This window comes from Pseudomonas sp. BRM28, from assembly GCF_002939405.1.
Lineage (GTDB): Bacteria > Pseudomonadota > Gammaproteobacteria > Pseudomonadales > Pseudomonadaceae > Aquipseudomonas > Aquipseudomonas palmensis.
On sequence record NZ_PEFV01000001.1, the window covers coordinates 5,393,732 to 5,415,659 of the forward strand.

Below are 21,928 nucleotides of genomic sequence, written 5' to 3' on the forward strand. Positions count from 1 at the left end.
GGAGGTGTAAACCTTATTCAGGACGGGACAGCTGCATGAAAAAGGCCGGTGTCTCGCGACACCGGCCTTTTTCGTTTCACTTGGCCTGGTAGATGATCCCCGGGCTGCACTGCACCATCTGGTAATGGTCGGGCAGCCCGTTGAGCGCCTCGGACGCCCCCAGGAACAGGTAACCGCCGGGCTTGAGCGTGCCGTGAATGCGCAGCAGGATGTCCTTCTTCACCTGGGCGGAGAAGTAGATCAGCACGTTGCGGCAGAACACGATGTCGAACTTGCCCAGGCTCGCGTAGCTGTCGAGCAGGTTGAACGAACGAAACTCGACGCGGCTGCGGATCGGGGCCTTGACTGCCCAGCGCCCCGGCCCCTTGGGGTCGAAATAGCGTTGCAGGCGCTCCTGGGACAAGCCACGGGCAATGGCCAGGCTGTCGTACTCACCGGTCTTGCAGTTGGCCAGCATCGAGCCGGACAGGTCGGTGGCGACGATCTGCGCCCCCATCTTCAATTGCCCGATGTTGCTGCGCTCGAACTCATCGATGGCCATGGAGATCGAGTACGGCTCCTGCCCCGACGAACAGGCCGCCGACCAGATGCGCAGGCGCTGGCCAGGGTTGGCCTTGATCTGCTCGGGCAAGACCTTGTTCTTGAGCACCTCGAACGGATAGTTGTCGCGAAACCACAGGGTTTCGTTGGTGGTCATCGCATCGACCACCTGCTCGCGCAAGCCGCTGCGCGGCTGGGTCTGGATCCGCTGCACCAGCTCGCTCAACGATTTGATGCCCTGCTGTTCCATCAGCTTGTTGAGACGGCTGGAGACCAGATACTGCTTGTTTTCGCCCAGCAGGATGCCACAGGCTTTTTCCAGGAAGACCCGGAATTGTTCGAAATCCAAATTACCCGTAGACAATGATGCCGCCTCTTAAATCATGTGTAACGCCAGGGACGAGCCCTGGCCGTTAGTGGGTGGCCTTGATCCGGTCGACCACGCGTTGCGCCAGGTCATCCGGCCGGAACTTGGCGAGAAAATCATCCGCGCCCACCTTCTTGACCATGGCCTGGTTGAAGACGCCGGAAAGCGAAGTATGCAGGATGATGTGCAACTTTTGCATGCGCGGGTCGTTGCGGATTTCTGCAGTCAGGGTATAGCCGTCCATTTCCGGCATCTCGATGTCGGAAATCATCATCAGGAATTCCTCTTCCGGATGCTTGCCCTCATCGACCATCTTGCGCAGGTAATCCAGCGCCTGCCGGCCGTCGTTGAGCGCCACCACCTCGACCCCCACCGTCTGCAGGCAACGGCTGACCTGCTTGCGTGCCACCGAGGAGTCATCCACGGTGAGCACGCGCAGCGACACGGCCTTGACCTGCACTTCTTCGTCGACCACACCCAGGGAGATCGCCTCGGAGGTCGGCGAGACCTCGGCGAGGATCTTCTCCACGTCGATGATCTCGACCATCTTGCCGTCCACCCGGGTCACGGCCGTCAGGTAATGGTCACGACCGGTGCCCTTGGGTGGCGGATGGATCTCCTCCCAGTTCATGTTGACGATGCGTTCGACCGAGTGCACCAGAAACCCCTGGGTCTTGGTGTTGTACTCGGTGATGATCACGAAGCTCTTGCTGACATCTTCACTCAGACCGGGCATGCCGGTCGCCATCGCCAGATCCAGGATCGGGATGGTTGCCCCACGAATATTCGCCACACCGCGCACCACCGGGTTGGACTTGGGCATCACGGTCAGGTTCGGGCATTGCAGCACCTCCCGCACCTTGAACACGTTGATCCCGTACAGCTGCTCGCCATTGAGGCGGAACAACAGCAGTTCGAGACGGTTCTGCCCTACCAGTTGTGTGCGCTGGTTAACCGAATCCATTACACCAGCCATGCCAGACTCCTCGACCAAATGCTCGAGCGTCGTACCGCAGTCGGCACGCGCCTTGCTTTTTTAACTGTATGAACACGAAAACGACATTTTTCCGACGCCTGACCCGCCCCTTGCCCGGCATCCTTGCTGCGCTGTGCCTGCTGGCCCCCGGCGTTCGAACTCTGGCTGACGCTTTCACCTTGCCTGAACAGCTTATCGGTGTCACTCAGGGGTTTCTTGAATTCACGGTCGAGGATTACCTGGCGACCAGCCAGACCGAAGGGCGCTTCGAGATCCAGGTCAACAGCCTCGACCCGCGCCTGCGCATGCCACTGTGCGACCAGCAACTGGGCGCCACCCTGGAAAGCCCGGCGCAACCGCTGGGCAGGGTGACCGTGCGGGTGCGCTGCGATGGCAGCTCCCCGTGGACGGTGTTCGTGCCGGCCCAGGTACGGCTGTTTCGCAATGTGGTGACCGTGGCGCGTCCGCTCAAGCGCGACAGCGTGGTCGGCGAACAGGACGTGAGCCTGCGCGAGCGGGACGTGGGCATGCTCAACCAGGGCTACCTGACCAGCCTGGAGCAGGCCGTGGGCCTGAAGGTCATCCGACCGACGGTCATCGATCAGGTGCTCACGCCGCTGCATCTGGAGCAGGCCGAAGTGGTCCGCAAGGGCGATCATGTGGTCATCATCGCCCGCAGCGGCACGCTGAGCGTGCGCATGCCGGGAGAAGCCTTGAGCAAGGGCGGCATCAGTGAACAGATACGGGTACGCAATCTGAACTCCAAACGGGTGGTGAAGGCACGGGTCACTGGACCAGGGCAGGTGGAAGTCGCGATGTGAAGCGGGTCACGACGCCAGAACAAACAAGGCTGGCGGTCAGGAACCGCTTTTCCTAAACTGTGTCGAACCGGGTTGATGGGCTGGCCGCGCAAGCTGCACTGCATTTGCGTCTAAAGTTTCTTTCGGGTTGGCCGAAAACAAGGCAAGCGTCCAAACACCCAGAGGTTTTCTGATCATGGTCATCGACTTCAGTCGTTTGAATAATTCCCCGTCCGTGACGGGCGCCGTGCGCACTGGCAACAGCCAGGAAAGCACGGCCACTGTTCGCACCGCCACCAGCGCTACCGAGGCTGGCCAGAGCGGAGAAGCCGTACACCTGAGCCACGAGGCCCAGCAGTTGCAACAGGTCAGCGACAAGCTGCGCGATCAACCGGTTGTCAACAGCGCCCGCGTGGCCGAGTTGAAACAGGCCATCGCCGACGGCAGCTACCAGGTGGACGCCCAGCGCGTCGCCAGCAAACTGCTTAATTTCGAAGCCCAGCGCTAGCCCTCTGGCGCGCTGACTTCAGGACGCTAGAACCAAGAGCCAGCCAATGCACGACACTACTCTGCTGCAACTGATCGAAGATGATATTGCTCCAGCGCAACAACTGCTCGAGTTGTTGCAGGCTGAAGCCGTGGCCCTGCATGGCCGCGACATGCCCTTGCTGGAAAATATTCTGGCCCGCAAGCAATCGCTGGTGGTGCTGCTCGATCAAGGCGGACAACGACGTAGTGCGCTGCTTGCGAACCTGGGCCTGCCGCAAAGCCGCGAAGGTGTAGTGGCCATGGCCGAGCAATCGGACCTGGGCTCCCTGCTCATCGAGCAGCTCGATGTGCTGGCTGCGCTGATGAATGATTGCCAGGCGGTCAACGCACGCAACGGCCAGGCGATCCAGCTTCAGCAGTACACCACCGAAAACCAGATCAAGATCCTCATGGGTGGCGAATCACCGTCGCTCTACGATGCCCGTGGCACTACATCGCCGCTTTCAAAGCCTCGTGCACTCAGCCAGGCGTGACCCCCTCTATCAAGGCACGATTCATGCTGGCAGAATGCCAGCAATTGCCTGTGTCGTTTTTGCCTGGAGATTCATCAACCGTGTTCAATGACGAAGAAGCTCCTCAGCCTCCGAAGGTGCTGACTACGCCTTTGGAAATTGCCGCTCATTTGCGGATGTTGCTAGAGAGCCATGACCCACTGATCATCACGTTCCCCGAACGCAGCCAGCGCTTCCAGAGTTATGTGGTGGAGGTAGACCGGGACAGCAACAGCATGGCCCTGGACGAAATGATCCCGCGCGATGGCGAACGCTTCCTCGAAAATGGCGAACCATTCCGTATCGAAGGCTTCCATGACGGCGTGCGCATTGCCTGGGACTGCACTACCCCGCTGAGCATCAGCACCTCTGACGGCTCACGCTGCTACCGCGGCAGCCTGCCCACGGAAGTTACCTATCACCAGCGTCGCAATGCGTTTCGCGCAGCACTGAAGCTGTCGCAACTGGTCGACGTGATTTTCGACGGCGAGAAACTGCGTGGCGAGCACCCGCTCAAGGGCAAGCTGCTGGATATTTCGGCTACTGGCTGCAAGCTTCGCTTCGAGGGCGATATCGAGGAGCGGTTGCAGTTGGGCCAGGTCTACGAGAAGTTTGCTACCGGCCTGCCGCTGGGGCTTTCTCAGGTAATGGTCGAGCTGCGCCACCTGCACTATGAAGAGCGCTTGAACGCCACCTTCGCCGGCATTCGCTTTCATAACGTGACAGGACAGATGGCGCGCAAGATCGAAAGCTTTGTGTACCAGCTGCAACGTGAAGCGCGACGCTTCGACAAAGACGATTACTGATAGACATCACGCTTCACATTTCCAAGGGTTGCTACCCATTCAGCGGCAACGGATTCATCCGCAAAGGGGCGCCTGGCGCCCCGCCTGCCAGCGGAACTCAGACGCAGCCCTTCGCCACTATCTGCCCCCCACGCCACTCACACTTCTGGCGCAGGCTTGACAGGTTCGACGCCCTCAGCCTCCCCGGGCGTGCCCTCCTCCTCGGTATCTTCGGCACCTACCGGTGCCTGCATCTGATCCTGCACCACCTGCTCATCAACCCGCGGGTCGAGCGCCGCAGACAGCGGTGAACCTGCCGCCGGCATCGCTACGTGAAGCAATGGCGCATCCTCGACCTGATGCAGGTTGGTAACCGCTTTGGGACGGATGCGCCACACCAGCACCAGCGCGAAGAAACAGAAGAACGCGTAAAGCATCTGGTCGCCCAGGGTCTTCATCAGCACACCGGCCACCAGCGGCCCGATGCTCGCCCCCACGCCATAGGTCACCAGCAGCATCGCGGTGAGCGAGACCCGTCGCTCGCTTTCAACGTGGTCGTTGGAAAACGCCACCGCCAGCGGGTAGAGGCAGAACTGCAGCAGCGAGACCGCAAAACCGGTGATGAACAGCACCTCGAGCGGCACGCTAGGCAGCAGCGCCAATGGCAGGGAGGTGACGGCCAGCCCCACTGCCACACTGCGAATCAGCACGGCCCGGTCGTAACGGTCCGACAACCAGCCCAATGGCCACTGCACCAGCAGGCCGGCAAAGATGCAGCAGCCCATGAACACACCGACCTGTTCTGTACTGAGCCCCTGCTTGGAGGCGTACAGAGGCGCCAGACCATAGAACGACCCCACGATCAGCCCCGCCCCGAGTACCGTACTCAGCGACTGCGGGACGCGCTTGATGAAGAACCGCGGCTCCATGGGGGCCGGACGCAGCGGTGCGGGGTGGATGCGCCGGGTCAGGGCCACCGGAACCAGGCACAGCGCAAAGCACATGGCCACCAGCATCAGCAGCTCCAGGCCCAGCTGCGGGTGAACCACCAGAATCAGCTGGCCCAGTACCAGGCCCAGATAGGAGGCGATCATGTAACCGCTGAACACCGCCCCACGCTGCTTGGCGTCGGCCTGTTCGTTGAGCCAGCTCTCGATCACCATGTACTGGCACATCATGCCCAGGCCGACGATCACCCGCAGCAGCAGCCAGGCCGGCAACCAGCTGACCAGACCATGACCAAGCACCGCTGCGCCGACGATGCCGGCACACGTAGCGTAGGCGCGGATATGCCCCACCCTGGCGATCAGCCGGTGACCGATCTTGCCCCCCAGCGCCAGGCCGAAATAGTTGGCCGCCATCAGCGCACCGACCCACAGGCTGTCGACCTGATCGGCCGCCAGTCGCAGGGCCAGGTAGGTGCTCAACAGGCCGGAACCGATCAACATCATCAATGCGGCGAAATACAGCGCGCGAAAAGACTTCCAGATACTTCGCATCGACGTCCCTGAGGGCCCCTTGAGCAGGTGAAAAAACTGCTTGAAAGCATAAGTGAAAAAAACGCCGACGCGGCGGGCCGGGCATAAAAAAACAGGTGACAAACCATGATCTCGATCATGGCTGCCACCTGCCTCCGCTTACCCTGGCGCCAGGCGGCATTGCCGCCCCGCAGTTACGCCTGTGCCGCCAGCACGCGCCGCTCCCACGGGGTGATCTCGTCGAAGAAGCTGGTCAGTTCCAGGGTCTTGGACGCGATGTAACCTTCGATGAACTCAGTCCCGAACAGTTCCCTCGCCAACTGGCTGCGCTTGAGACGCTCCAGTGCCGCGTGCAGCGTGCAGGGCAGTGACAGGTTGTCGGGCACCTCGAATTCGCCCTGGATCGCCGGCGCCGGCTCCAGCTGCTGTTCGATACCGTACAAGCCGGCCGCCAGGCTGGCGGCGATGGCCAGGTAGGGGTTGGTATCGGCCCCGGGCAGGCGGTTCTCGACCCTGCGCGCTACCGGTGCGCTGGCAGGGATACGCAGGCCCGCAGCGCGGTTGTCCTGCGACCAGCAGGCATTGTTGGGCGATGCATAAGGGTGGCACAGGCGCTGGTAGGAGTTGACGTTGGGTGCGAACAACGCGGTGAAGTCGGCCATGCATGCCTGCTGGCCACCGATGAAGTGATAGAAGGCAGGAGTTGGCTGCCCCTGCGCATCGCTGAACACGTTACGGCCGTTGTCGATCTCGACCACGCTCTGGTGAATGTGCATCGAACTGCCTGGGGTTCTGGCCAGCGGCTTGGCCATGCACACCACATTCAGGCCATGCTTGAGCGCAACCTCCTTGAGCAGGTGCTTGAACAGGAAGGTCTGGTCGGCAAGCAGCAGCGGGTCACCGTGCAGCAGGTTGATCTCGAACTGGCTGACGCCCATCTCGTGCATGAAGGTGTCGCGCGGCAGGCCCAGGGCCTCCATGCAACGGTAGACCTCGCTGAAGAACGGGCGCAGGCCATTGTTGGAACTGACGCTGAACGCCGAATGGCCGTCCTCGCGCCGACCGTCCAGCCCGGTGGGCGGCAGGAACGGCTGGCTCGGGTCGGGATTGGGAGCGAACACGAAGAACTCGAGCTCGGTGGCCACCACTGGCGCCAGGCCGTGCGTGCGATACCGCTCGATCACCGCCTTGAGCTGGCCGCGGGTGGACAAGCCCGAGCTCTGTCCATCGAGCTCATTGGCATCGCAGATCGCCAGTGCCCTTGGTTCGTCGCTCCAGGGCAGGCGGTAGATATGCAGGGGGTCGGCCGCCAGGGCAAGGTCGCCGTCGTCGCTGCCATAGAAGCGTGCCGCAGGGTATCCGCCCATGATGCACTGCAGCAGCACGCCGCGTGCCATCTGCAGGCGCCGCCCTTCCAGGAACCCCTCGGCGGTCATCACCTTGCCGCGAGGCACGCCATTAAGGTCGGGGGTGACGCATTCGATTTCATCAATGCCCGTCAATCGCTCGGCGAGAGAACGTTGGCCATTGGTCGTCATGACTTGATCCTTGTTATTTTTAACAAGCCGCGAACGGCGACCCGAACAACATAGTCCGGGGGTGTTAAAAATATCAAGCACCATATAGTCCCGATCGCTGGACGAACGCCGCCAGCCAACCCGTAGAAGCTGTCTACACTGTGCCTGGCAGCGTAATACCGTTGGCCGGCAGCGGCAGCGCAGTCTTGTAGCGCACCTGCTTGAGGGCGAAGCTGGAGCGAATATTGGCCACCCCGGGCAAGCGGGTGAGGTAGTCCAGAAACCGCTCCAGGGCCTGGATGCTCGGCAGCAGTACACGCAGCAGGTAATCCGGGTCGCCGGTCATCAGGTAGCACTCCATCACTTCCGGGCGCTCGGCGATTTCCTCTTCGAAGCGGTGCAGCGATTGCTCCACCTGTTTTTCCAGGCTGACGTGGATGAACACGTTCACGTCCAGCCCCAGCACTTCGGGCGACAGCAAGGTCACCTGCTGGCGAATCACGCCAAGCTCCTCCAGCGCCTTGACCCGGTTGAAACAGGGGGTGGGCGACAGGTTCACCGAACGGGCCAGCTCGGCGTTGGTGATGCGGGCATTGTCCTGAAGGCTGTTGAGAATGCCGATGTCAGTACGATCCAGTTTGCGCATGAGACAAATTCACCTGCTTCTTGTTCTTTTGAAGAATGTTTATCCGCAAGCCCCCCCAAAGGCAATGAACTTGAGAAAAATATTCTTCCGCCAGCGGAATATGATGTAGGCAAGACTGACTCTCCGGTCACAAGCCGGGTTCAGTAGCGACCGCTTCAAAGCTCAACAAAAACACAAGACAGAGCGAGCGTAAAAAAGCATGAACGAGTACGCCCCCCTGCGTCTGCATGTGCCCGAGCCTACAGGCCGGCCAGGCTGCCAGACCGATTTTTCCTACCTGCGTCTGAATGACGCCGGTCAGGTCCGCAAACCCGCCATCGATGCCGAACCCGCCGGTACCGCCGACCTTGCCTACGGGCTGATCCGCGTGCTCGACGAACAGGGCCGTGCGCTTGGCCCCTGGGCCGAGGACATCGGCCCCGAAGTGCTGCGCCAAGGCATGCGCGCGATGCTCAAGACCCGGCTGTTCGACAGCCGCATGGTCGTGGCGCAGCGCCAGAAGAAGATGTCCTTCTACATGCAGAGCCTGGGCGAGGAAGCCATCGGCAGCGGCCAGGCACTGGCCTTGAACCGTAGCGACATGTGCTTCCCCACCTACCGCCAGCAGAGCATCCTGATGGCCCGCGACGTGTCGCTGGTGGAGATGATCTGCCAGCTGCTGTCCAACGAGCGCGACCCGCTCAAGGGGCGCCAGCTGCCCATCATGTACTCGGTGCGCGAAGCCGGCTTCTTCACCATCAGCGGTAACCTGGCGACCCAGTTCGTGCAGGCGGTCGGCTGGGCCATGGCCTCGGCCATCAAGGGCGATACCAAGATCGCTTCGGCCTGGATCGGCGATGGTGCTACGGCCGAGTCGGACTTCCACACCGCGCTGACCTTCGCACACGTGTATCAGGCCCCGGTGATTCTCAACGTGGTCAACAACCAGTGGGCCATCTCCACCTTCCAGGCCATCGCCGGTGGTGAGTCCACCACCTTCGCCGGCCGCGGCGTTGGCTGTGGCATCGCTTCGCTGCGGGTCGACGGCAACGACTTCATCGCGGTGTACGCGGCCTCGCGCTGGGCCGCCGAACGTGCCCGCCGCGGCCTGGGCCCGACCCTGATCGAATGGGTGACCTACCGCGCCGGGCCGCACTCCACCTCGGACGACCCATCCAAGTACCGTCCAGCCGACGACTGGAGCCACTTCCCCCTCGGCGACCCGATCGCCCGCCTCAAGCAGCACCTGGTGGCCATCGGGCACTGGTCGGAGCAAGAGCATCAGGCGGTGACTGCTGAGCTGGAAGCCGAAATCATCAGTGCGCAGAAGGAAGCCGAGCAGTACGGCACCCTGGCCGGCGGGCAGATGCCCAGCCCGGCGAGCATTTTCGAGGATGTGTACAAGGAAATGCCGGAACACCTGCGGCGCCAGCGCCAGGAACTGGGGATCTGACATGAACGATCACAACACCACTATCCAGTTGGAAACCGCCATGGCGACTACCACCATGACCATGATCCAGGCCCTGCGCTCGGCCATGGATATCATGCTTGAGCGCGATGACAATGTTGTCGTCTATGGCCAGGACGTCGGTTACTTCGGCGGCGTGTTCCGCTGCACCGAAGGGCTGCAGAACAAGTACGGCAAGTCGCGGGTGTTCGACGCACCGATCTCCGAAAGCGGTATCGTCGGCACCGCCGTGGGCATGGGTGCCTATGGCCTGCGCCCTGTGGTGGAAATCCAGTTTGCCGACTACTTCTACCCTGCCTCGGACCAGATCGTCTCGGAGATGGCCCGCCTGCGCTACCGCTCTGCCGGCGAGTTCGTGGCCCCGCTGACCCTGCGCATGCCGTGCGGTGGCGGCATCTACGGCGGCCAGACCCACAGCCAGAGCCCGGAGGCGATGTTCACCCAGGTCTGCGGCCTGCGTACCGTGATGCCTTCGAACCCCTACGACGCCAAGGGCCTGTTGATCGCCTCGATCGAAAACGACGACCCGGTGATCTTCCTGGAGCCCAAGCGCCTGTACAACGGCCCTTTCGACGGGCACCACGACCGGCCGGTAACGCCCTGGTCCAAACACCCCGCCAGCGCCGTACCGGATGGCTACTACACCGTGCCACTGGACAAGGCTGCCATCACCCGCCCAGGCAATGCGGTGACGGTACTGACCTACGGCACCACGGTGTATGTATCCCAGGTGGCTGCCGAAGAGACCGGCATCGACGCCGAGGTCATCGACCTGCGCAGCCTGTGGCCGCTGGACCTGGAGACCATCGTCGAGTCGGTGAAGAAGACCGGCCGCTGTGTGGTCGTGCACGAAGCCACCCGCACCTGCGGCTTTGGCGCCGAGCTGGTGGCGCTGGTACAGGAGCACTGCTTCCATCACCTCGAAGCCCCGATCGAACGTGTCACCGGTTGGGACACCCCCTACCCGCACGCGCAGGAATGGGCGTACTTCCCCGGCCCATCGCGAGTGGGTGCAGCATTGAAACGGGTCATGGAGGTCTGAATGGGCACGCACGTCATCAAGATGCCGGACATCGGCGAAGGCATCGCACAGGTTGAGCTGGTGGAATGGTTCGTAAAGGTCGGCGATACCATCACCGAAGATCAGGTGGTCGCCGACGTCATGACCGACAAGGCCACCGTGGAAATTCCTTCGCCGGTCACCGGCAAGGTGCTGGCCCTGGGCGGCCAGCCCGGTGAGGTCATGGCCGTAGGCAGCGAGCTGATTCGCATCGAGGTCGAAGGGGCCGGCAACTATCAGGAAGGCGCCGGCAAGCCGGCAGCAGCCACGCCGCCTGCGGTAGCTGCCGCACCGAAGGCCAGCGTACCCGAAGCCCAACCCCAGCCCGCCGTCGTGTCTACCCCGGCAGCGGCACCTTCAGGCAACGCACAGCGTTCACCGACGATCGTGCCACGTGAGGCCAACGAGCGTCCGCTGGCCTCCCCGGCGGTGCGCAAGCGCGCGCTGGATGCGGGCATAGAGCTGCGCTATGTGCATGGTAGTGGCCCTGCCGGGCGCATCCTGCACGAAGACCTGGACGCTTTTCTCGTTCAACCGAGCACCAGCAGTGCATCGGGCCCCGGTGGCTATGCAAGGCGTGACGACAGCGAGCAGGTGCCTGTGATCGGCCTGCGCCGTAAGATCGCGCAGCGCATGCAGGATGCCAAGCGCCGCGTCGCGCACTTCAGCTATGTCGAGGAAATCGACGTGACCGCGCTGGAAGAACTGCGCGTGCACCTGAACAAGAAGCATGGTGACAGCCGCGGCAAGCTGACCCTGCTGCCCTTCCTGGTACGGGCAATGGTGATCGCCGCGCGCGAATTCCCGCAGATCAACGCCACCTATGACGACGAAGCCCAGCTCATTACCCGCCATGGTGCAGTGCATGTGGGTATCGCCACCCAGGGCGACAACGGGCTGATGGTACCGGTGCTGCGCCATGCCGAGGCCGGCAGCCTGTGGAGCAATGCCAGCGAGATCGCCCGGGTAGCCAACGCCGCCCGCAACAACAAGGCCAGCCGTGAAGAGCTGTCCGGCTCGACCATTACGCTCACCAGCCTCGGCGCACTGGGCGGCATCGTCAGCACACCGGTGGTGAACACGCCGGAGGTGGCCATTGTCGGGGTCAACCGCATCGTCGAGCGGCCAATGGTGGTCAACGGCCAGATCGTGGTGCGCAAGATGATGAACCTGTCCAGTTCGTTCGACCATCGTGTGGTCGACGGCATGGACGCCGCGCTCTTCATCCAGGCCATCCGCGGCCTGCTCGAACAACCTGCCAGCCTGTTTGTGGAGTGACCATGCAGACTCTCAATACCACCCTGCTGATCATTGGGGGCGGCCCCGGCGGTTATGTCGCGGCGATTCGTGCCGGTCAACTGGGCATCCCCACTGTACTGGTCGAAGGCCAGGCACTGGGCGGCACCTGCCTGAACATCGGCTGTATTCCATCCAAGGCACTGATCCATGTAGCGGAGCAGTTCCACCAGACTTGTCAGCACAGCCAGCACTCCAGCCTGGGCATCAAGGTACAGGCTCCCAGCCTGGACATTACCCAGAGCGTGGCCTGGAAGGACGGCATCGTCGACCGCCTGACCAGCGGCGTTGCCGCCTTGCTGAAGAAACACGGCGTGACGGTGATTCATGGCTGGGCAAAGATCGTCGACGGCAAAACCGTCGACGTCGAAGGCCAGCGCATTCAGTGCGAGCACCTGCTGCTCGCCACAGGCTCCAGCAGTGTGGAGCTGCCCATGCTTCCACTGGGCGGCCCGATCATCTCGTCCACCGAAGCCCTGGCCCCGCAACGCCTGCCAAGGCGCCTGACGGTGGTGGGTGCAGGCTATATCGGCCTGGAGCTGGGTATTGCCTACCGCAAGCTGGGGGTCGAGGTAAGCGTGGTGGAAGCGCGCGAGCGTATCCTGCCTACGTATGACAGCGAGCTCACTCAGCCGGTAGCCGAGTCGCTGAAGAAACTGGGCATGACGCTGTACCTCAAGCACAGCGTCGAAGGCTTCGATAACGCCACCCAGTGCCTGCAGATCAGGGACCCGCATGGCGAACAGTTGACGCTGGAAACCGATCAGGTGCTGGTTGCCGTAGGACGTCGACCACGCACTCAAGGGTTCAACCTGGAAACCCTGGAGCTCAAGATGAATGGCTCTGCCATTGCCATCGATGAGCGTTGCCAGACCAGCATGCGCAATGTGTGGGCAATCGGCGATCTGAGCGGCGAGCCGATGCTGGCCCACCGCGCCATGGCCCAGGGCGAGATGGTGGCCGAACTCATCGCCGGCAAGCAGCGGGTTTTCGATCCGGTGGCCATCGCGGCAGTGTGCTTTACCGACCCCGAGGTGGTGGTGGCAGGCAAGACACCCGAGGCCGCACAACAGCAAGGCCTGGATTGCATCGTTGCGCAGTTCCCGTTCGCGGCCAATGGCAGGGCCATGACGCTGGAATCCAAAAGCGGCTTCGTACGCGTGGTGGCGCGTCGCGACAATCATCTGATCCTGGGCTGGCAGGCTGTCGGCGTGGGGGTTTCGGAACTGTCTACCGCGTTTGCACAATCACTGGAGATGGGCGCCCGGCTCGAGGATGTGGCCGGAACCATCCATGCCCACCCTACCCTCGGAGAGGCTGTGCAGGAGGCTGCATTGCGTGCCTTGGGGCACGCGTTGCACCTGTAGCCAGAACCACTGGGCGTCGATCATCGACGCCCAGGCATCAGGCGATCTGGTTCTTGCCGCCGGCCTTGGCGCGATAGAGCGCCTGGTCGGCACGGGCGACCAGTTGCTCCGGGCGCTCGCCGCCACGCCACTGGGCGATGCCAAAACTCAATGTGACGCGGTGCTCGCCAATTGGGGGCAACCTCAACACCTGCTGGCGGATGGCATCGGCTACCGCCATTGCTGCCTGCAGGTCACTCCCTGGCATCAACACCATGAACTCGTCACCCCCCCATCGGGCAAGCAGGTGCTCGGGGCCGACACACTTACGGATCTGTTCGACCACCTCTACCAGGGCGGTATCGCCACAGGCGTGGCCGTAACGATCATTGATCGGCTTGAAATCGTCGAAATCCATCAGGATCAGGCTCAAGGGCAAACGAAAGCGGCCGGCACGTTCGCATTCCTGAAGCAGGGCCTTTTCCAGGCGATAACGATTGGCCGCCAGGGTCAACGAGTCGCGCTCGGCCAGGTCACGGTTCTCATCGAGCTGACGTTTCAGTTGCTCGTTCACCCAGCACAGTTCCCGGGTCCGTTCGGCAATCAGTGACTCCAGCGAGCTGTTGCGCTGCTCCAGATGGGCAACCAGGCGCTTGCGGTCGTCGATGTTGCGGTGTGCACCGAACATCCTGGCCACCGAGCCATCAGGGTTGCGCGCAACCACATGCCCGCTGTCCTCGATCCACAGGTAGCTGCCATCCTTGCAACGGCAACGGTACTCCACCTGGTAGCTTGGCGCGCGCTGGCTCAGGTAGTCCTCGAAGCAGGCCATCACCCGCGGGTAGTCCTCGGGGTGAATGACGTTTTCCCAGGTGAACACCGTATTGTCCAGCGAGTGGCTGGGGTAGCCCAGCATGCGATACCAACCCGGGTTGCGATAGACATGGCCGGTGTTGGCGTTCCAGTCCCAGATGCCATCACTGACCAGGTCCAGGAGGGTTTGCAGTTGCTCTTGCCCCAGGTCGCTCAATGGCGCCATCACGCAAGCGGTATTCTCACTCATGGACACTCTCCCCTGTCCAGCAACTACGCCCCAGCTCAATGATGGTGCTGCCGATTGTTATGCGCCAAAGCCTGCGCGAAATTTCGAACAATATACTCGCGAAAGAATGGAAGCGGCAGGCGGAACCGACCGCACGTCCAACTGCAAGCCTTGGCTGTTGCCGCCTGCGGCAATCATCCTCCTCTTTGGGGCAACAGCGTGCCAGAGTAAACGGCCGAGCATTGCTGCCCCCTTGTAATACAGAGGGTTCAGAGCGTGAGGTAACTGGCACAGCCCTTGCTCTTCCCTGCTCTGCACAGTATCGGGAGACCTTCAGGTGAGCATCATCAATGATTATGGTTGGCAGGTAGCCGCTACCACTCAGCAACGTAGCAGTGTTTCTACAGACAGCGATGCTGTGCCGTATGTACCTGTTTCAGTTGCCATCCAGTCGACGTCCGACACGCGCGGGAGTGCCAGTCACTCCGAGCAGCGCTTTCACGACAACCAGCAAGAAGCGTTCGCAAAGTTCAAGGTCAGTCTGCAGAACCTGGAAGAGATCTTTGACACGAAGGAACCAGAGAGCACTGCCTTGCAAGAGTTTCGCGACTACATGGCACTGTCTCCCGAGCAGAAAATTCGCGAGAAGATGCTGCGCGAACTTGGGCTGAGCCTTGAAGAATACGAAGAGTTACCCCCTGAGAAGAAGGAGCTGATCGACAAGCAGATCGCTCAACGCATCAAGGAAGAAATGGAGATAAAAACCATGGCCAAGCTGCAACCGCCTCAACAGATGGATGCGGTCAGTGCACTGGCAGGTTCACAGACACTGTCGGCAGAAGGCACCAACGAAAAGGACAGGACGGACCCGCTGGCCTGAATCGTATTACGTAAAAAAACCACCTCCCAAGGTGGTTTTTTTATGCCCGCCTTGCAGGAAACTTTCAGCCCACAAAGACAAAACCCCTACCTGCAGATGCAGATAGGGGTTTCGGAATTTAATCTTGACGATGACCTACTCTCACATGGGGAAACCCCACACTACCATCGGCGATGCATCGTTTCACTACTGAGTTCGGGATGGGATCAGGTGGTTCCAATGCTCTATGGTCGTCAAGAAATTCTGTTGCCAGAAGGGATCAACGGCATGATGACCCTCTCGGGCGCCTGGCATAAGCTGCGCAGCGACCCGATCCTGCGCTTTCTGGTGGTGTCGCTGGCGTTCTACGGCATGTCGACCTTCGAAGGCCCGATGATGGCGATCAAGACCGTCAACATTGCCTGGTACCAGTGTGACCACCTGGGTACGCCGATGGAGCTGACCGACCACAACGGCGACGTGGCGTGGTCGGCGCAGTACAAGGCGTGGGGTGAGGCGAAACAAGAACGTTCGGCCTGGGCGAAACAGGTGGGGTTGAACAACCCGATCCGCTTCCAGGGGCAGTATCACGATCATGAGACCGGGCTGCATTACAACCGGTATCGGTACTATGATCCGGAGGTTGGTCGGTTTATTGGGCAGGATCCGATCAAGTATCTGGGCGGGGCAAACTTGTTTGCTTATGCCCCGAATCCAATCTTCTGGATTGACCCGCTGGGGCTGGCGAAGAAGCAACCGGTAAGGGAGGTCAATGGGTGTCCGATTATTGGTACGGGGCAGAAAACTGGTGGGGAAGGGCATGCGCAGATGTCGGAAGACATCGCGGAACAGATGGCCATGAGTGGGAATTATGAGCGGGTGGGTGTGAACGTTGCTGTTAAAACTGTGACTGGTGTTCCTACAGATCCGATTACACGTCCTGATGTGACGGGGCTGCGTAAGGATGGCAAGGTAGATATCGTTGAGGTGCCATCGCCTACCGATCAGTCACACAAGCTAAGAGCGAAGGGACAGAACACCTTGCAAGGCTTAGGTGATCGTGCTGGTGCATACAGAGAAACGGAAAAAACACGTCGGAGTAATTAAATGGTTACAGCTTACAATTTTCTAGTGGCTCATCCTCGGCCCGGCCACGATTTGAGTATGTCTATGTCGTACTCAGTGATGAAAGAGTGGATGCAGAAAATGGGAGGCAGGATTGATCGCTATGGCGGGAAAAATGGCGGTGTGATTAAGTTTAGTGAAGGAAAGTTAATTAAGGAGTTGGGAGGGGGCAAGATAGAATCGATTGAACTATATTCTGAGCGTATTTTGGAAAAGGGGGAGGTGCGTGAGACACTGAATTGTGAATGCTCTGCTGTACTAGCAAAAGATGTAGGTCTGGTTCTTTCAGTTTCTTCAGGAAGATCGAATATTTCAAATTTGGTAAATTCGTTTTTCGAGTATTCTGAATGGTGTGCGTCATTTGATTATGCTTACGCCTATTCCGAAAATCATGCGTATGGGTTTGGTTATGCGCAAGGTATACATACAGTTGATGAGAGTCACCCGTTAACATGGTCAGGCGGGGATGAGGTTATTATGTGGTTGAAGATGCAGTGGGCTGGAAAGCAAGATTTTTATATTCGAGATGTTTATGCGGTAAATCTATTTTCTCCTCGAAAATTGGGCGCGCTGCCTTCTAACAAACTGCATCAGCTTAAGTCTGCCATGGTTCGATATGGTGAATGCTCCGTCAAGGAGGGTTTCACTGTGTGGATATTGAACGAAAGCGAGCGAGAGATGGCTCGAAAAGAGCTCGCTGAAGTCGAGCTTCTGGCAGCGTGTATGGCATAGATTATTGAATCACCTTTTCAGGCTTGAATTGCTAAAGCGCACCATCGACCGCACGACGGCGTGCGGTCCCAGTATCTGGGGCCTTTTCGACTAACTGCACCACTACTACAACGATGACAAGCTCAAGGTCGAGTACAGCTATGACGCCCTCGGGCGACGGTTGCACAAGCATTCGACGGCGCATTACTGGAACAAGCCTCAGGTGGGGGCCGGCTGGAATGAGCTGGAGCGAGCCAAGCGCCAACGCGAGCTGAACTGCGGTTTCACCCTGTTCGGCTGGGACGGCGACACCCTCGCCTGGGAAAGCTCGCCTGCGCAGGATGAAGGTGGCACCGGGCGCACGGTGCACTACCTGTACGAGCCTGGCAGCTTTGTGCCTGTGGCACAGGCTCTGCGCAAGGCCCCGATACGGTTGTACAAGGAGCCGGACTGGAGCAACCGCCCCTACGACATCGACCAGGACCCNGGAAAGCTCGCCTGCGCAGGATGAAGGTGACACCGGGCGCACGGTGCACTACCTGTACGAACCCGGCAGCTTTGTGCCGGTGGCGCAGGCTCTGCGCAAGGCCCCAATACGGTTGTACAAGGAGCCGGACTGGAGCAACCGCCCCTACGACATCGACCAGGACCCTCTCNCCCGATACGGTTGTACAAGGAGCCGGACTGGAGCAACCGCCCCTACGACATCGACCAGGACCCGCTCTGGCAGCAAGCGGCCTCGCCACAACCCTTTGATGCGATTNATACGGTTGTACAAGGAGCCGGACTGGAGCAACCGCCCCTACGACATCGACCAGGACCCTCTCTGGCAGCAAGCGGCCTCGCCACAACCCTTTGATGCAATTGCCTGGTACCAGTGTGACCACCTGGGTACGCCGATGGAGCTGACCGACCACAACGGCGACNTACGACATCGACCAGGACCCGCTCTGGCAGCAAGCGGCCTCGCCACAACCCTTTGATGCGATTACCTGGTACCAGTGTGACCACCTGGGTACGCCGATGGAACTGACCGACCACAACGGCGACGTGGCGTGGTCGGCGCAGTACAAGGCGTGGGGTGAGGTGAAACAAGAACGTTCGGCCTGGGCGAAACAGGTGGGGTTGAACAACCCGATCCGCTTCCAGGGCCAGTATCACGACCATGAGACTGGGCTGCATTACAACCGGTATCGGTACTATGATCCGGCGGTTGGGCGGTTTGTTGGGCAAGATCCGATCAAGTACCTGGGCGGGGCAAACCTGTTTGCTTATGCCCCCAATCCAATCTTCTGGATTGATCCGCTGGGGCTGGCCAAGAAGCAGCCTGTACGGATGGTCAATGGTTGTCCAATTATTGGTACGGGGCAAAAGACAGGGGGCGATGGCCATGCGCAAATGTCGGAAGATATTGCGGAACAGATGGCGATGAGTGGGGATTATGAGCGGGTGGGTGTGAACGTTGCGGTGAAGACAGTTACGGGGGTTCCTACAGATCCCAATACACGTCCTGATGTAACTGGGCTGCGTAAAGATGGGAAAGTGGATATTGTTGAGGTGCCTTCGCCTACTGATAAATTCCGTGAGTTGGATAGCAAGGCTGAGAATACGTTAAGTGGCCTTGGAGCGCGAGCTGGTGATTACTCTAGAACACCTAGGACGATGAGGGTGAAGTAATATGGATGGTAAATGCAGTTTCTTGGTCGGAGATGCAGTGTGCACTCCTTTAGATGTTCTGCAGGATAGTCAGTATTTGAAACTATGGTTTGAGAGTATTGGGTCAAGAATAGATAGATTTGGGGGGGCGCGTGGTAAAGTAATAAAATACACGAGTTCTAGTTTTGAGAGAAATATAAGATTGATGGATTCGGTAGAGTTATTTTCGGAGCGGCTTTGGGCAAAGGGTGAGCAAGATGAACCATTCAACTGCGCATTTTCTGCTGTCCTATCAAGTGCCACAGGATTGCTGTTGGCTGCTAATAGCGAACAGGTTGATGTGACTGATTTGCTGGAATTTGTGTTGTTGTATGAGTTTTTTTATGCGAAATTTGGGTACATTTATTTATACCGAGAGTCACAGGTTTACGGTGCGGCGTATGGGATGGGGTACTATTCTCCAGATGAATGTCATCCAATGTTCTGGTCTCGTAGGAGTGAAGCTGGTAAGTGGGCGAAGGCAAAGAGAATGTCTCTTGATTATTTATATTTGAGAGATGTTTTTGATTTGAATTGTCTTGGTCAAAGTAAAATAAAGGCATTTCCAGAGGTTCAGCGTAAAGTTTTGGAGGATGTTGTTGGGCGGTATGGGGAAGTAGAAGAGCGTAATGGCTTTGTATGCTGGGCCTTGAGTGGAGATGCACAAGAGGCCGCAAGGGATGAGTTGATTTATCATGGTCTGTTAGCTTCGCATGCGATTGATTAAAAATGTAAGTTCTGATAGCGAGTTGGAGAGATATTAATAGGTCTTGAAAGGTTCGCCAATATGATTTGCGGGTTGAAGGGGGAGTTTAAAATTATAAAAATATAATTATGATCATTCTTCGACCCCGTAGGCCGCCTGAATTCCCGCGTGGCCAGCCAGGGTGACCAGCGCGAGGAAGAAACCTTTGCCTACGACGGCAACGGCAGGCTGATCCAGGCCATCAACGCCGCGAGCAAACTGCAGTGGTTCCATGACGAGGCCGGCAACCTCGTTCGTGAACACCAGCACTACCTGGCCACCGGCACCCCGATGGTCGCGGTGTGGCAGCACGAGTACGACGCCCTCAACCTGCGTACCTCCACCACTCGTCCGGACGGGCACAAGGTCAGCTGGCTGACCTACGGTAGCGGTCATCTGTTGGGCATGACGGTCGATCAGCATGAACTGCTGGCCTACGAGCGCGATGACCTGCACCGCGAGGTTGTGCGGCATCAGGGCAACAGGTTGAGCCAGACTCAGGCNGCCGATGGAGCTGACCGACCACAACGGCGACGTGGCGTGGTCGGCGCAGTACAAGGCGTGGGGCGAGGTGAAACAAGAGCGTTCGGCCTGGGCGAAACAGGTGGGGTTGAACAACCCGATCCGCTTTCAGGGCCAGTATCACGACCATGAGACGGGTCTGCACTACAACCGGTATCGGTACTATGATCCGGCGGTTGGGCGGTTTGTTGGGCAGGATCCGATCAGCTATGCGGGTGGGTTGAACTTATTCGTATACGCACCAAACCCTATTGATTGGATCGACCCTTGGGGGCTGGCGCGGATCAAAAACGCAGTTGAGGGAGATAGGCGGCATCAGGAGTTTAATGCGGAAATGAGAATTAAGCATCCAAATGCCACTATTCAAAGTGAATGCTACTTACGGGACTCGAATGGCAGATCTGTGAAGGATCCTGAGACGGGAGAGCGACGTAGAGTTGATACTGCAATCATTGAAGGCGGCGCTGCCACAACTCATGAGGTTACTAGTATGAGCGCAGATAAACGCGATCAAATTGATAAGGAACGTCGGATTCGCGAAGCCGGTGGGGTGTTTGTCAAAGATCGAAGTACGGGGGAATTGGTCCCTGTATTAGGAATTTCAACAGTTGAAAGGAGAATCTAAATGTATTCGGATTATACAGTCTGGGATATTGACGGCGTGTTGGAGGCGTATCGTGAAGTTCCTGAGTGGAGAGAAAGTGTAGAGATTGGTTATAAGTCGCTTTTTTTGTTTATGGAGAGAAATGGTCTTCTTAATTGTAAGGTGAGTAATGAACTGGGTGAAGTGGTTAAGCGCTCTATTAAAGCAAGCGAAATAACTGAAGAGGGACGACTCCTAACACGAGGGCCAAAAAATCCAGTGGGGAAATGGATGAGATCTAAGGGGGGGCAGAAAAATCCTCCCGACATGAAAATTCTAGAAAAAGCACTAGCAGAAATACGCGCTAGTAAGGCTGCTGAAAAAAAATCTTGACTTTATGAGGTTTCGAGAGGGGCGGAATGTGGTTACTAAGAAATGATGTTAGGTCGGGTGATGTTTTTTATATTCCGGACATGTCAAAAGATGGGCGTGTAGGCTTTGTTCTGGCACGGTTAATTGAACACGTCGAGTGCAATCTTGGTGCTCTGATAGAAGTATTCAAGAACTTCTATTTGGAACCACCGAAAAATATTCATGAGGTTGATTTATCAGAGAGATTGTTTCGCCCTATCTTATGCTCACTTCGGTTTTCCGAAATACCGAGGTGGAAGATTTTGTTCAGTGATCCAGAGTATGTAAGAGAGGATTCAAATTATAAGGATATAGTTATCGAGCTCCATTCAGCATGTTGGGTTGGTGGAAAGAGTGTTCCTAAAGCAATCGGGGATCGTGGTTTCTCTCGTTCTGCTAGTTGTGAGGGAGCGACTTGTTGGAGAATGCACCGTATTATTTTTCGTGTGAATGCGCATCTGTCAGGAATTCTAGGTGGCCAAGATCAATTTTTGATGGAAAAACTTCCTGAAAATATGAGGATTGGTAACAGCGAAGCTGAGCAGAAAGTTATTGGCTTAGCTAACGAGGTGGACACTTTGTTTAGATCGTGGTCAACCAGGAAGAGAACTAAATAGAAGGATGAGTGCATTTGCTGGGCAGCCAGGACGGCAAATCGACCCTGCTCAAGCGTGAGTATCAGTGCGACCCGATTGGCCGCCTGTTGCAGGCCACCAGCCGCCTGGGCGTGGAGACCTTCGCCTTCGACCCGGCCGGCAACCTGCTGGATGACAAGCACCACGAGCCGACGCGGCCGCTGGAGCGCACGCCCAGGCGTAACCGGTTGATGGACAACCTGCTGCGCGAGTATGCGGGCACGCATTACACCTATGACGAGCGGGGCAACCTGAGCCANGGGCGACATCGATATCAAAGCGCTGAAAGACAACATCAA

19 protein-coding genes, 1 rRNA gene and 6 pseudogenes are annotated in these 21,928 nt (G+C 58.7%); 19 read left to right on the forward strand and 7 right to left on the reverse strand.

All coding sequences use genetic code 11. From position 1 onward, the window contains the following. Nucleotides 1–76: 76 nt before the first annotated feature. Together cheR and CR917_RS24810 are read right to left on the reverse strand one after the other, a co-directional pair. Nucleotides 77–904: a protein-glutamate O-methyltransferase CheR gene (cheR, locus tag CR917_RS24805; protein WP_043861780.1), complete on the reverse strand. Its 828-nt coding sequence runs from the start codon at nt 902–904 to the stop codon at nt 77–79. 49 nt (nt 905–953) lie between these two features. Then, entirely contained in the window at nt 954–1,883 is a 930-nt protein-coding gene (locus tag CR917_RS24810) for a chemotaxis protein CheV (RefSeq protein ID WP_043861779.1), read from the reverse strand. Nucleotides 1,884–1,951: 68 nt separating this feature from the next. Between CR917_RS24810 and flgA the strand changes: the two genes are divergently transcribed. The 4 genes from flgA (at nt 1,952) to CR917_RS24830 (ending at nt 4,529) form a co-directional block, all read left to right on the forward strand. Beyond that, entirely contained in the window at nt 1,952–2,704 is a 753-nt protein-coding gene (gene flgA, locus CR917_RS24815; RefSeq protein ID WP_043861778.1) for a flagellar basal body P-ring formation chaperone FlgA, read from the forward strand. A gap of 175 nt (nt 2,705–2,879) precedes the next feature. Beyond that, entirely contained in the window at nt 2,880–3,191 is a 312-nt protein-coding gene (flgM, locus tag CR917_RS24820; RefSeq protein WP_104573120.1) for a flagellar biosynthesis anti-sigma factor FlgM, read from the forward strand. A gap of 46 nt (nt 3,192–3,237) precedes the next feature. Further along, nucleotides 3,238–3,705 (forward strand): flagella synthesis protein FlgN, encoded by a 468-nt coding sequence (locus CR917_RS24825; RefSeq protein ID WP_043861776.1) that lies wholly within the window; start codon nt 3,238–3,240, stop codon nt 3,703–3,705. Nucleotides 3,706–3,785: 80 nt separating this feature from the next. After that, the gene (locus CR917_RS24830) at nt 3,786–4,529 is read left to right on the forward strand and encodes a flagellar brake protein (RefSeq protein ID WP_043861775.1); all 744 of its coding nucleotides are present in this window, start codon (nt 3,786–3,788) and stop codon (nt 4,527–4,529) included. Between the two features lie 137 nt (nt 4,530–4,666). Here CR917_RS24830 and CR917_RS24835 read toward each other — a convergent pair whose 3' ends face one another. The 3 genes from CR917_RS24835 to bkdR all read right to left on the reverse strand — a co-directional run bounded on the left by CR917_RS24835 (nt 4,667) and on the right by bkdR (nt 8,149). Then, nucleotides 4,667–6,007, reverse strand: coding sequence for an MFS transporter (locus CR917_RS24835; protein ID WP_043861774.1), 1,341 nt, complete (start codon nt 6,005–6,007; stop codon nt 4,667–4,669). A gap of 173 nt (nt 6,008–6,180) precedes the next feature. Further along, nucleotides 6,181–7,422 carry a glutamine synthetase family protein gene (locus CR917_RS24840; RefSeq protein ID WP_173925107.1) on the reverse strand — a complete coding sequence of 414 codons (1,242 nt, stop codon included), beginning with the start codon at nt 7,420–7,422 and terminating at the stop codon, nt 6,181–6,183. Between the two features lie 235 nt (nt 7,423–7,657). After that, nucleotides 7,658–8,149: a Bkd operon transcriptional regulator BkdR gene (gene bkdR / locus CR917_RS24845; protein ID WP_043861772.1), complete on the reverse strand. Its 492-nt coding sequence runs from the start codon at nt 8,147–8,149 to the stop codon at nt 7,658–7,660. Between the two features lie 199 nt (nt 8,150–8,348). Here bkdR and CR917_RS24850 point away from each other — a divergent pair, with 199 nt between their 5' ends. The 4 genes from CR917_RS24850 to lpdA are packed head-to-tail and all read left to right on the forward strand — an operon-like array spanning nt 8,349 to nt 13,322. Then, nucleotides 8,349–9,581, forward strand: a complete 1,233-nt coding sequence (locus CR917_RS24850) for a 3-methyl-2-oxobutanoate dehydrogenase (2-methylpropanoyl-transferring) subunit alpha (protein WP_043861771.1) — start codon at nt 8,349–8,351, stop codon at nt 9,579–9,581. Nucleotide 9,582: 1 nt separating this feature from the next. Next, a complete protein-coding gene (locus tag CR917_RS24855) occupies nt 9,583–10,641 on the forward strand; it encodes an alpha-ketoacid dehydrogenase subunit beta (protein ID WP_043861770.1) in 1,059 nt (352 codons plus the stop codon). Further along, nucleotides 10,642–11,937 (forward strand): dihydrolipoamide acetyltransferase family protein, encoded by a 1,296-nt coding sequence (locus tag CR917_RS24860; protein WP_104573121.1) that lies wholly within the window; start codon nt 10,642–10,644, stop codon nt 11,935–11,937. A gap of 2 nt (nt 11,938–11,939) precedes the next feature. Continuing rightward, nucleotides 11,940–13,322 (forward strand): dihydrolipoyl dehydrogenase, encoded by a 1,383-nt coding sequence (gene lpdA, locus CR917_RS24865; RefSeq protein WP_104573122.1) that lies wholly within the window; start codon nt 11,940–11,942, stop codon nt 13,320–13,322. 37 nt (nt 13,323–13,359) lie between these two features. On the opposite strand, the gene CR917_RS24870 is transcribed toward lpdA, so the two are convergent. After that, nucleotides 13,360–14,364, reverse strand: a complete 1,005-nt coding sequence (locus CR917_RS24870) for a sensor domain-containing diguanylate cyclase (protein ID WP_104573123.1) — start codon at nt 14,362–14,364, stop codon at nt 13,360–13,362. Nucleotides 14,365–14,680: 316 nt separating this feature from the next. Here CR917_RS24870 and CR917_RS24875 point away from each other — a divergent pair, with 316 nt between their 5' ends. Beyond that, the gene (locus CR917_RS24875) at nt 14,681–15,223 is read left to right on the forward strand and encodes a hypothetical protein (RefSeq protein ID WP_078480290.1); all 543 of its coding nucleotides are present in this window, start codon (nt 14,681–14,683) and stop codon (nt 15,221–15,223) included. A gap of 122 nt (nt 15,224–15,345) precedes the next feature. Here the strand turns inward: CR917_RS24875 and rrf are convergent. Next, a 5S ribosomal RNA gene (gene rrf / locus CR917_RS24880) occupies nt 15,346–15,461 on the reverse strand. 20 nt (nt 15,462–15,481) lie between these two features. Here rrf and CR917_RS27845 point away from each other — a divergent pair. From CR917_RS27845 to CR917_RS28285, 10 genes and pseudogenes are all read left to right on the forward strand, one after another. Next, a pseudogene (locus CR917_RS27845) lies at nt 15,482–15,640 on the forward strand (cytochrome C oxidase Cbb3); the annotation flags it as partial. After that, nucleotides 15,620–15,953 (forward strand): annotated as a pseudogene (locus tag CR917_RS28270) (RHS repeat domain-containing protein); the annotation flags it as partial. The pseudogenes CR917_RS27845 and CR917_RS28270, both read left to right, overlap by 21 nt. A 413-nt stretch (nt 15,954–16,366) precedes the next feature. Continuing rightward, on the forward strand, nt 16,367–17,059 hold the full coding sequence (locus CR917_RS27210) for a hypothetical protein (protein ID WP_146095043.1): 693 nt from the start codon (nt 16,367–16,369) through the stop codon (nt 17,057–17,059). A 106-nt stretch (nt 17,060–17,165) separates the two neighbouring features. Further along, nucleotides 17,166–17,477: pseudogene (locus CR917_RS28275) on the forward strand (hypothetical protein); the annotation flags it as partial. Between the two features lie 340 nt (nt 17,478–17,817). After that, nucleotides 17,818–18,358, forward strand: a pseudogene (locus tag CR917_RS28280) (RHS repeat domain-containing protein); the annotation flags it as partial. Nucleotides 18,359–18,716: 358 nt separating this feature from the next. Next, complete coding sequence (locus CR917_RS27215) at nt 18,717–19,460, forward strand: hypothetical protein (protein ID WP_146095044.1); 744 nt, start codon at nt 18,717–18,719, stop codon at nt 19,458–19,460. A 117-nt stretch (nt 19,461–19,577) separates the two neighbouring features. Continuing rightward, nucleotides 19,578–20,283: pseudogene (locus CR917_RS24900) on the forward strand (RHS repeat domain-containing protein); the annotation flags it as partial. 342 nt (nt 20,284–20,625) lie between these two features. After that, on the forward strand, nt 20,626–20,976 hold the full coding sequence (locus tag CR917_RS27220; RefSeq protein ID WP_146095045.1) for a hypothetical protein: 351 nt from the start codon (nt 20,626–20,628) through the stop codon (nt 20,974–20,976). 26 nt (nt 20,977–21,002) lie between these two features. Continuing rightward, nucleotides 21,003–21,611 (forward strand): hypothetical protein, encoded by a 609-nt coding sequence (locus tag CR917_RS27225; RefSeq protein ID WP_146095046.1) that lies wholly within the window; start codon nt 21,003–21,005, stop codon nt 21,609–21,611. A gap of 14 nt (nt 21,612–21,625) precedes the next feature. Next, nucleotides 21,626–21,925 (forward strand): annotated as a pseudogene (locus CR917_RS28285) (hypothetical protein); the annotation flags it as partial. Nucleotides 21,926–21,928 lie beyond the last annotated feature (3 nt).

Bases quoted from the DNA above. Each gene is read 5' to 3' on its own strand.
- CR917_RS24810 (WP_043861779.1), bottom strand. From the start codon at position 1,883: ATGGCTGGTGTAATGGATTCGGTTAACCAGCGCACACAACTGGTAGGG.
- flgA (WP_043861778.1), top strand. From the start codon at position 1,952: ATGAACACGAAAACGACATTTTTCCGACGCCTGACCCGCCCCTTGCCC.
- flgM (WP_104573120.1), top strand. From the start codon at position 2,880: ATGGTCATCGACTTCAGTCGTTTGAATAATTCCCCGTCCGTGACGGGC.
- CR917_RS24825 (WP_043861776.1), top strand. From the start codon at position 3,238: ATGCACGACACTACTCTGCTGCAACTGATCGAAGATGATATTGCTCCA.
- CR917_RS24835 (WP_043861774.1), bottom strand. From the start codon at position 6,007: ATGCGAAGTATCTGGAAGTCTTTTCGCGCGCTGTATTTCGCCGCATTG.
- CR917_RS24840 (WP_173925107.1), bottom strand. From the start codon at position 7,422: ATGACCGCCGAGGGGTTCCTGGAAGGGCGGCGCCTGCAGATGGCACGC.
- bkdR (WP_043861772.1), bottom strand. From the start codon at position 8,149: ATGCGCAAACTGGATCGTACTGACATCGGCATTCTCAACAGCCTTCAG.
- CR917_RS24850 (WP_043861771.1), top strand. From the start codon at position 8,349: ATGAACGAGTACGCCCCCCTGCGTCTGCATGTGCCCGAGCCTACAGGC.
- CR917_RS24855 (WP_043861770.1), top strand. From the start codon at position 9,583: ATGAACGATCACAACACCACTATCCAGTTGGAAACCGCCATGGCGACT.
- CR917_RS24860 (WP_104573121.1), top strand. From the start codon at position 10,642: ATGGGCACGCACGTCATCAAGATGCCGGACATCGGCGAAGGCATCGCA.
- lpdA (WP_104573122.1), top strand. From the start codon at position 11,940: ATGCAGACTCTCAATACCACCCTGCTGATCATTGGGGGCGGCCCCGGC.
- CR917_RS24870 (WP_104573123.1), bottom strand. From the start codon at position 14,364: ATGAGTGAGAATACCGCTTGCGTGATGGCGCCATTGAGCGACCTGGGG.
- CR917_RS27210 (WP_146095043.1), top strand. From the start codon at position 16,367: ATGTCTATGTCGTACTCAGTGATGAAAGAGTGGATGCAGAAAATGGGA.
- CR917_RS27215 (WP_146095044.1), top strand. From the start codon at position 18,717: ATGGATGGTAAATGCAGTTTCTTGGTCGGAGATGCAGTGTGCACTCCT.
- CR917_RS27220 (WP_146095045.1), top strand. From the start codon at position 20,626: ATGTATTCGGATTATACAGTCTGGGATATTGACGGCGTGTTGGAGGCG.
- CR917_RS27225 (WP_146095046.1), top strand. From the start codon at position 21,003: ATGTGGTTACTAAGAAATGATGTTAGGTCGGGTGATGTTTTTTATATT.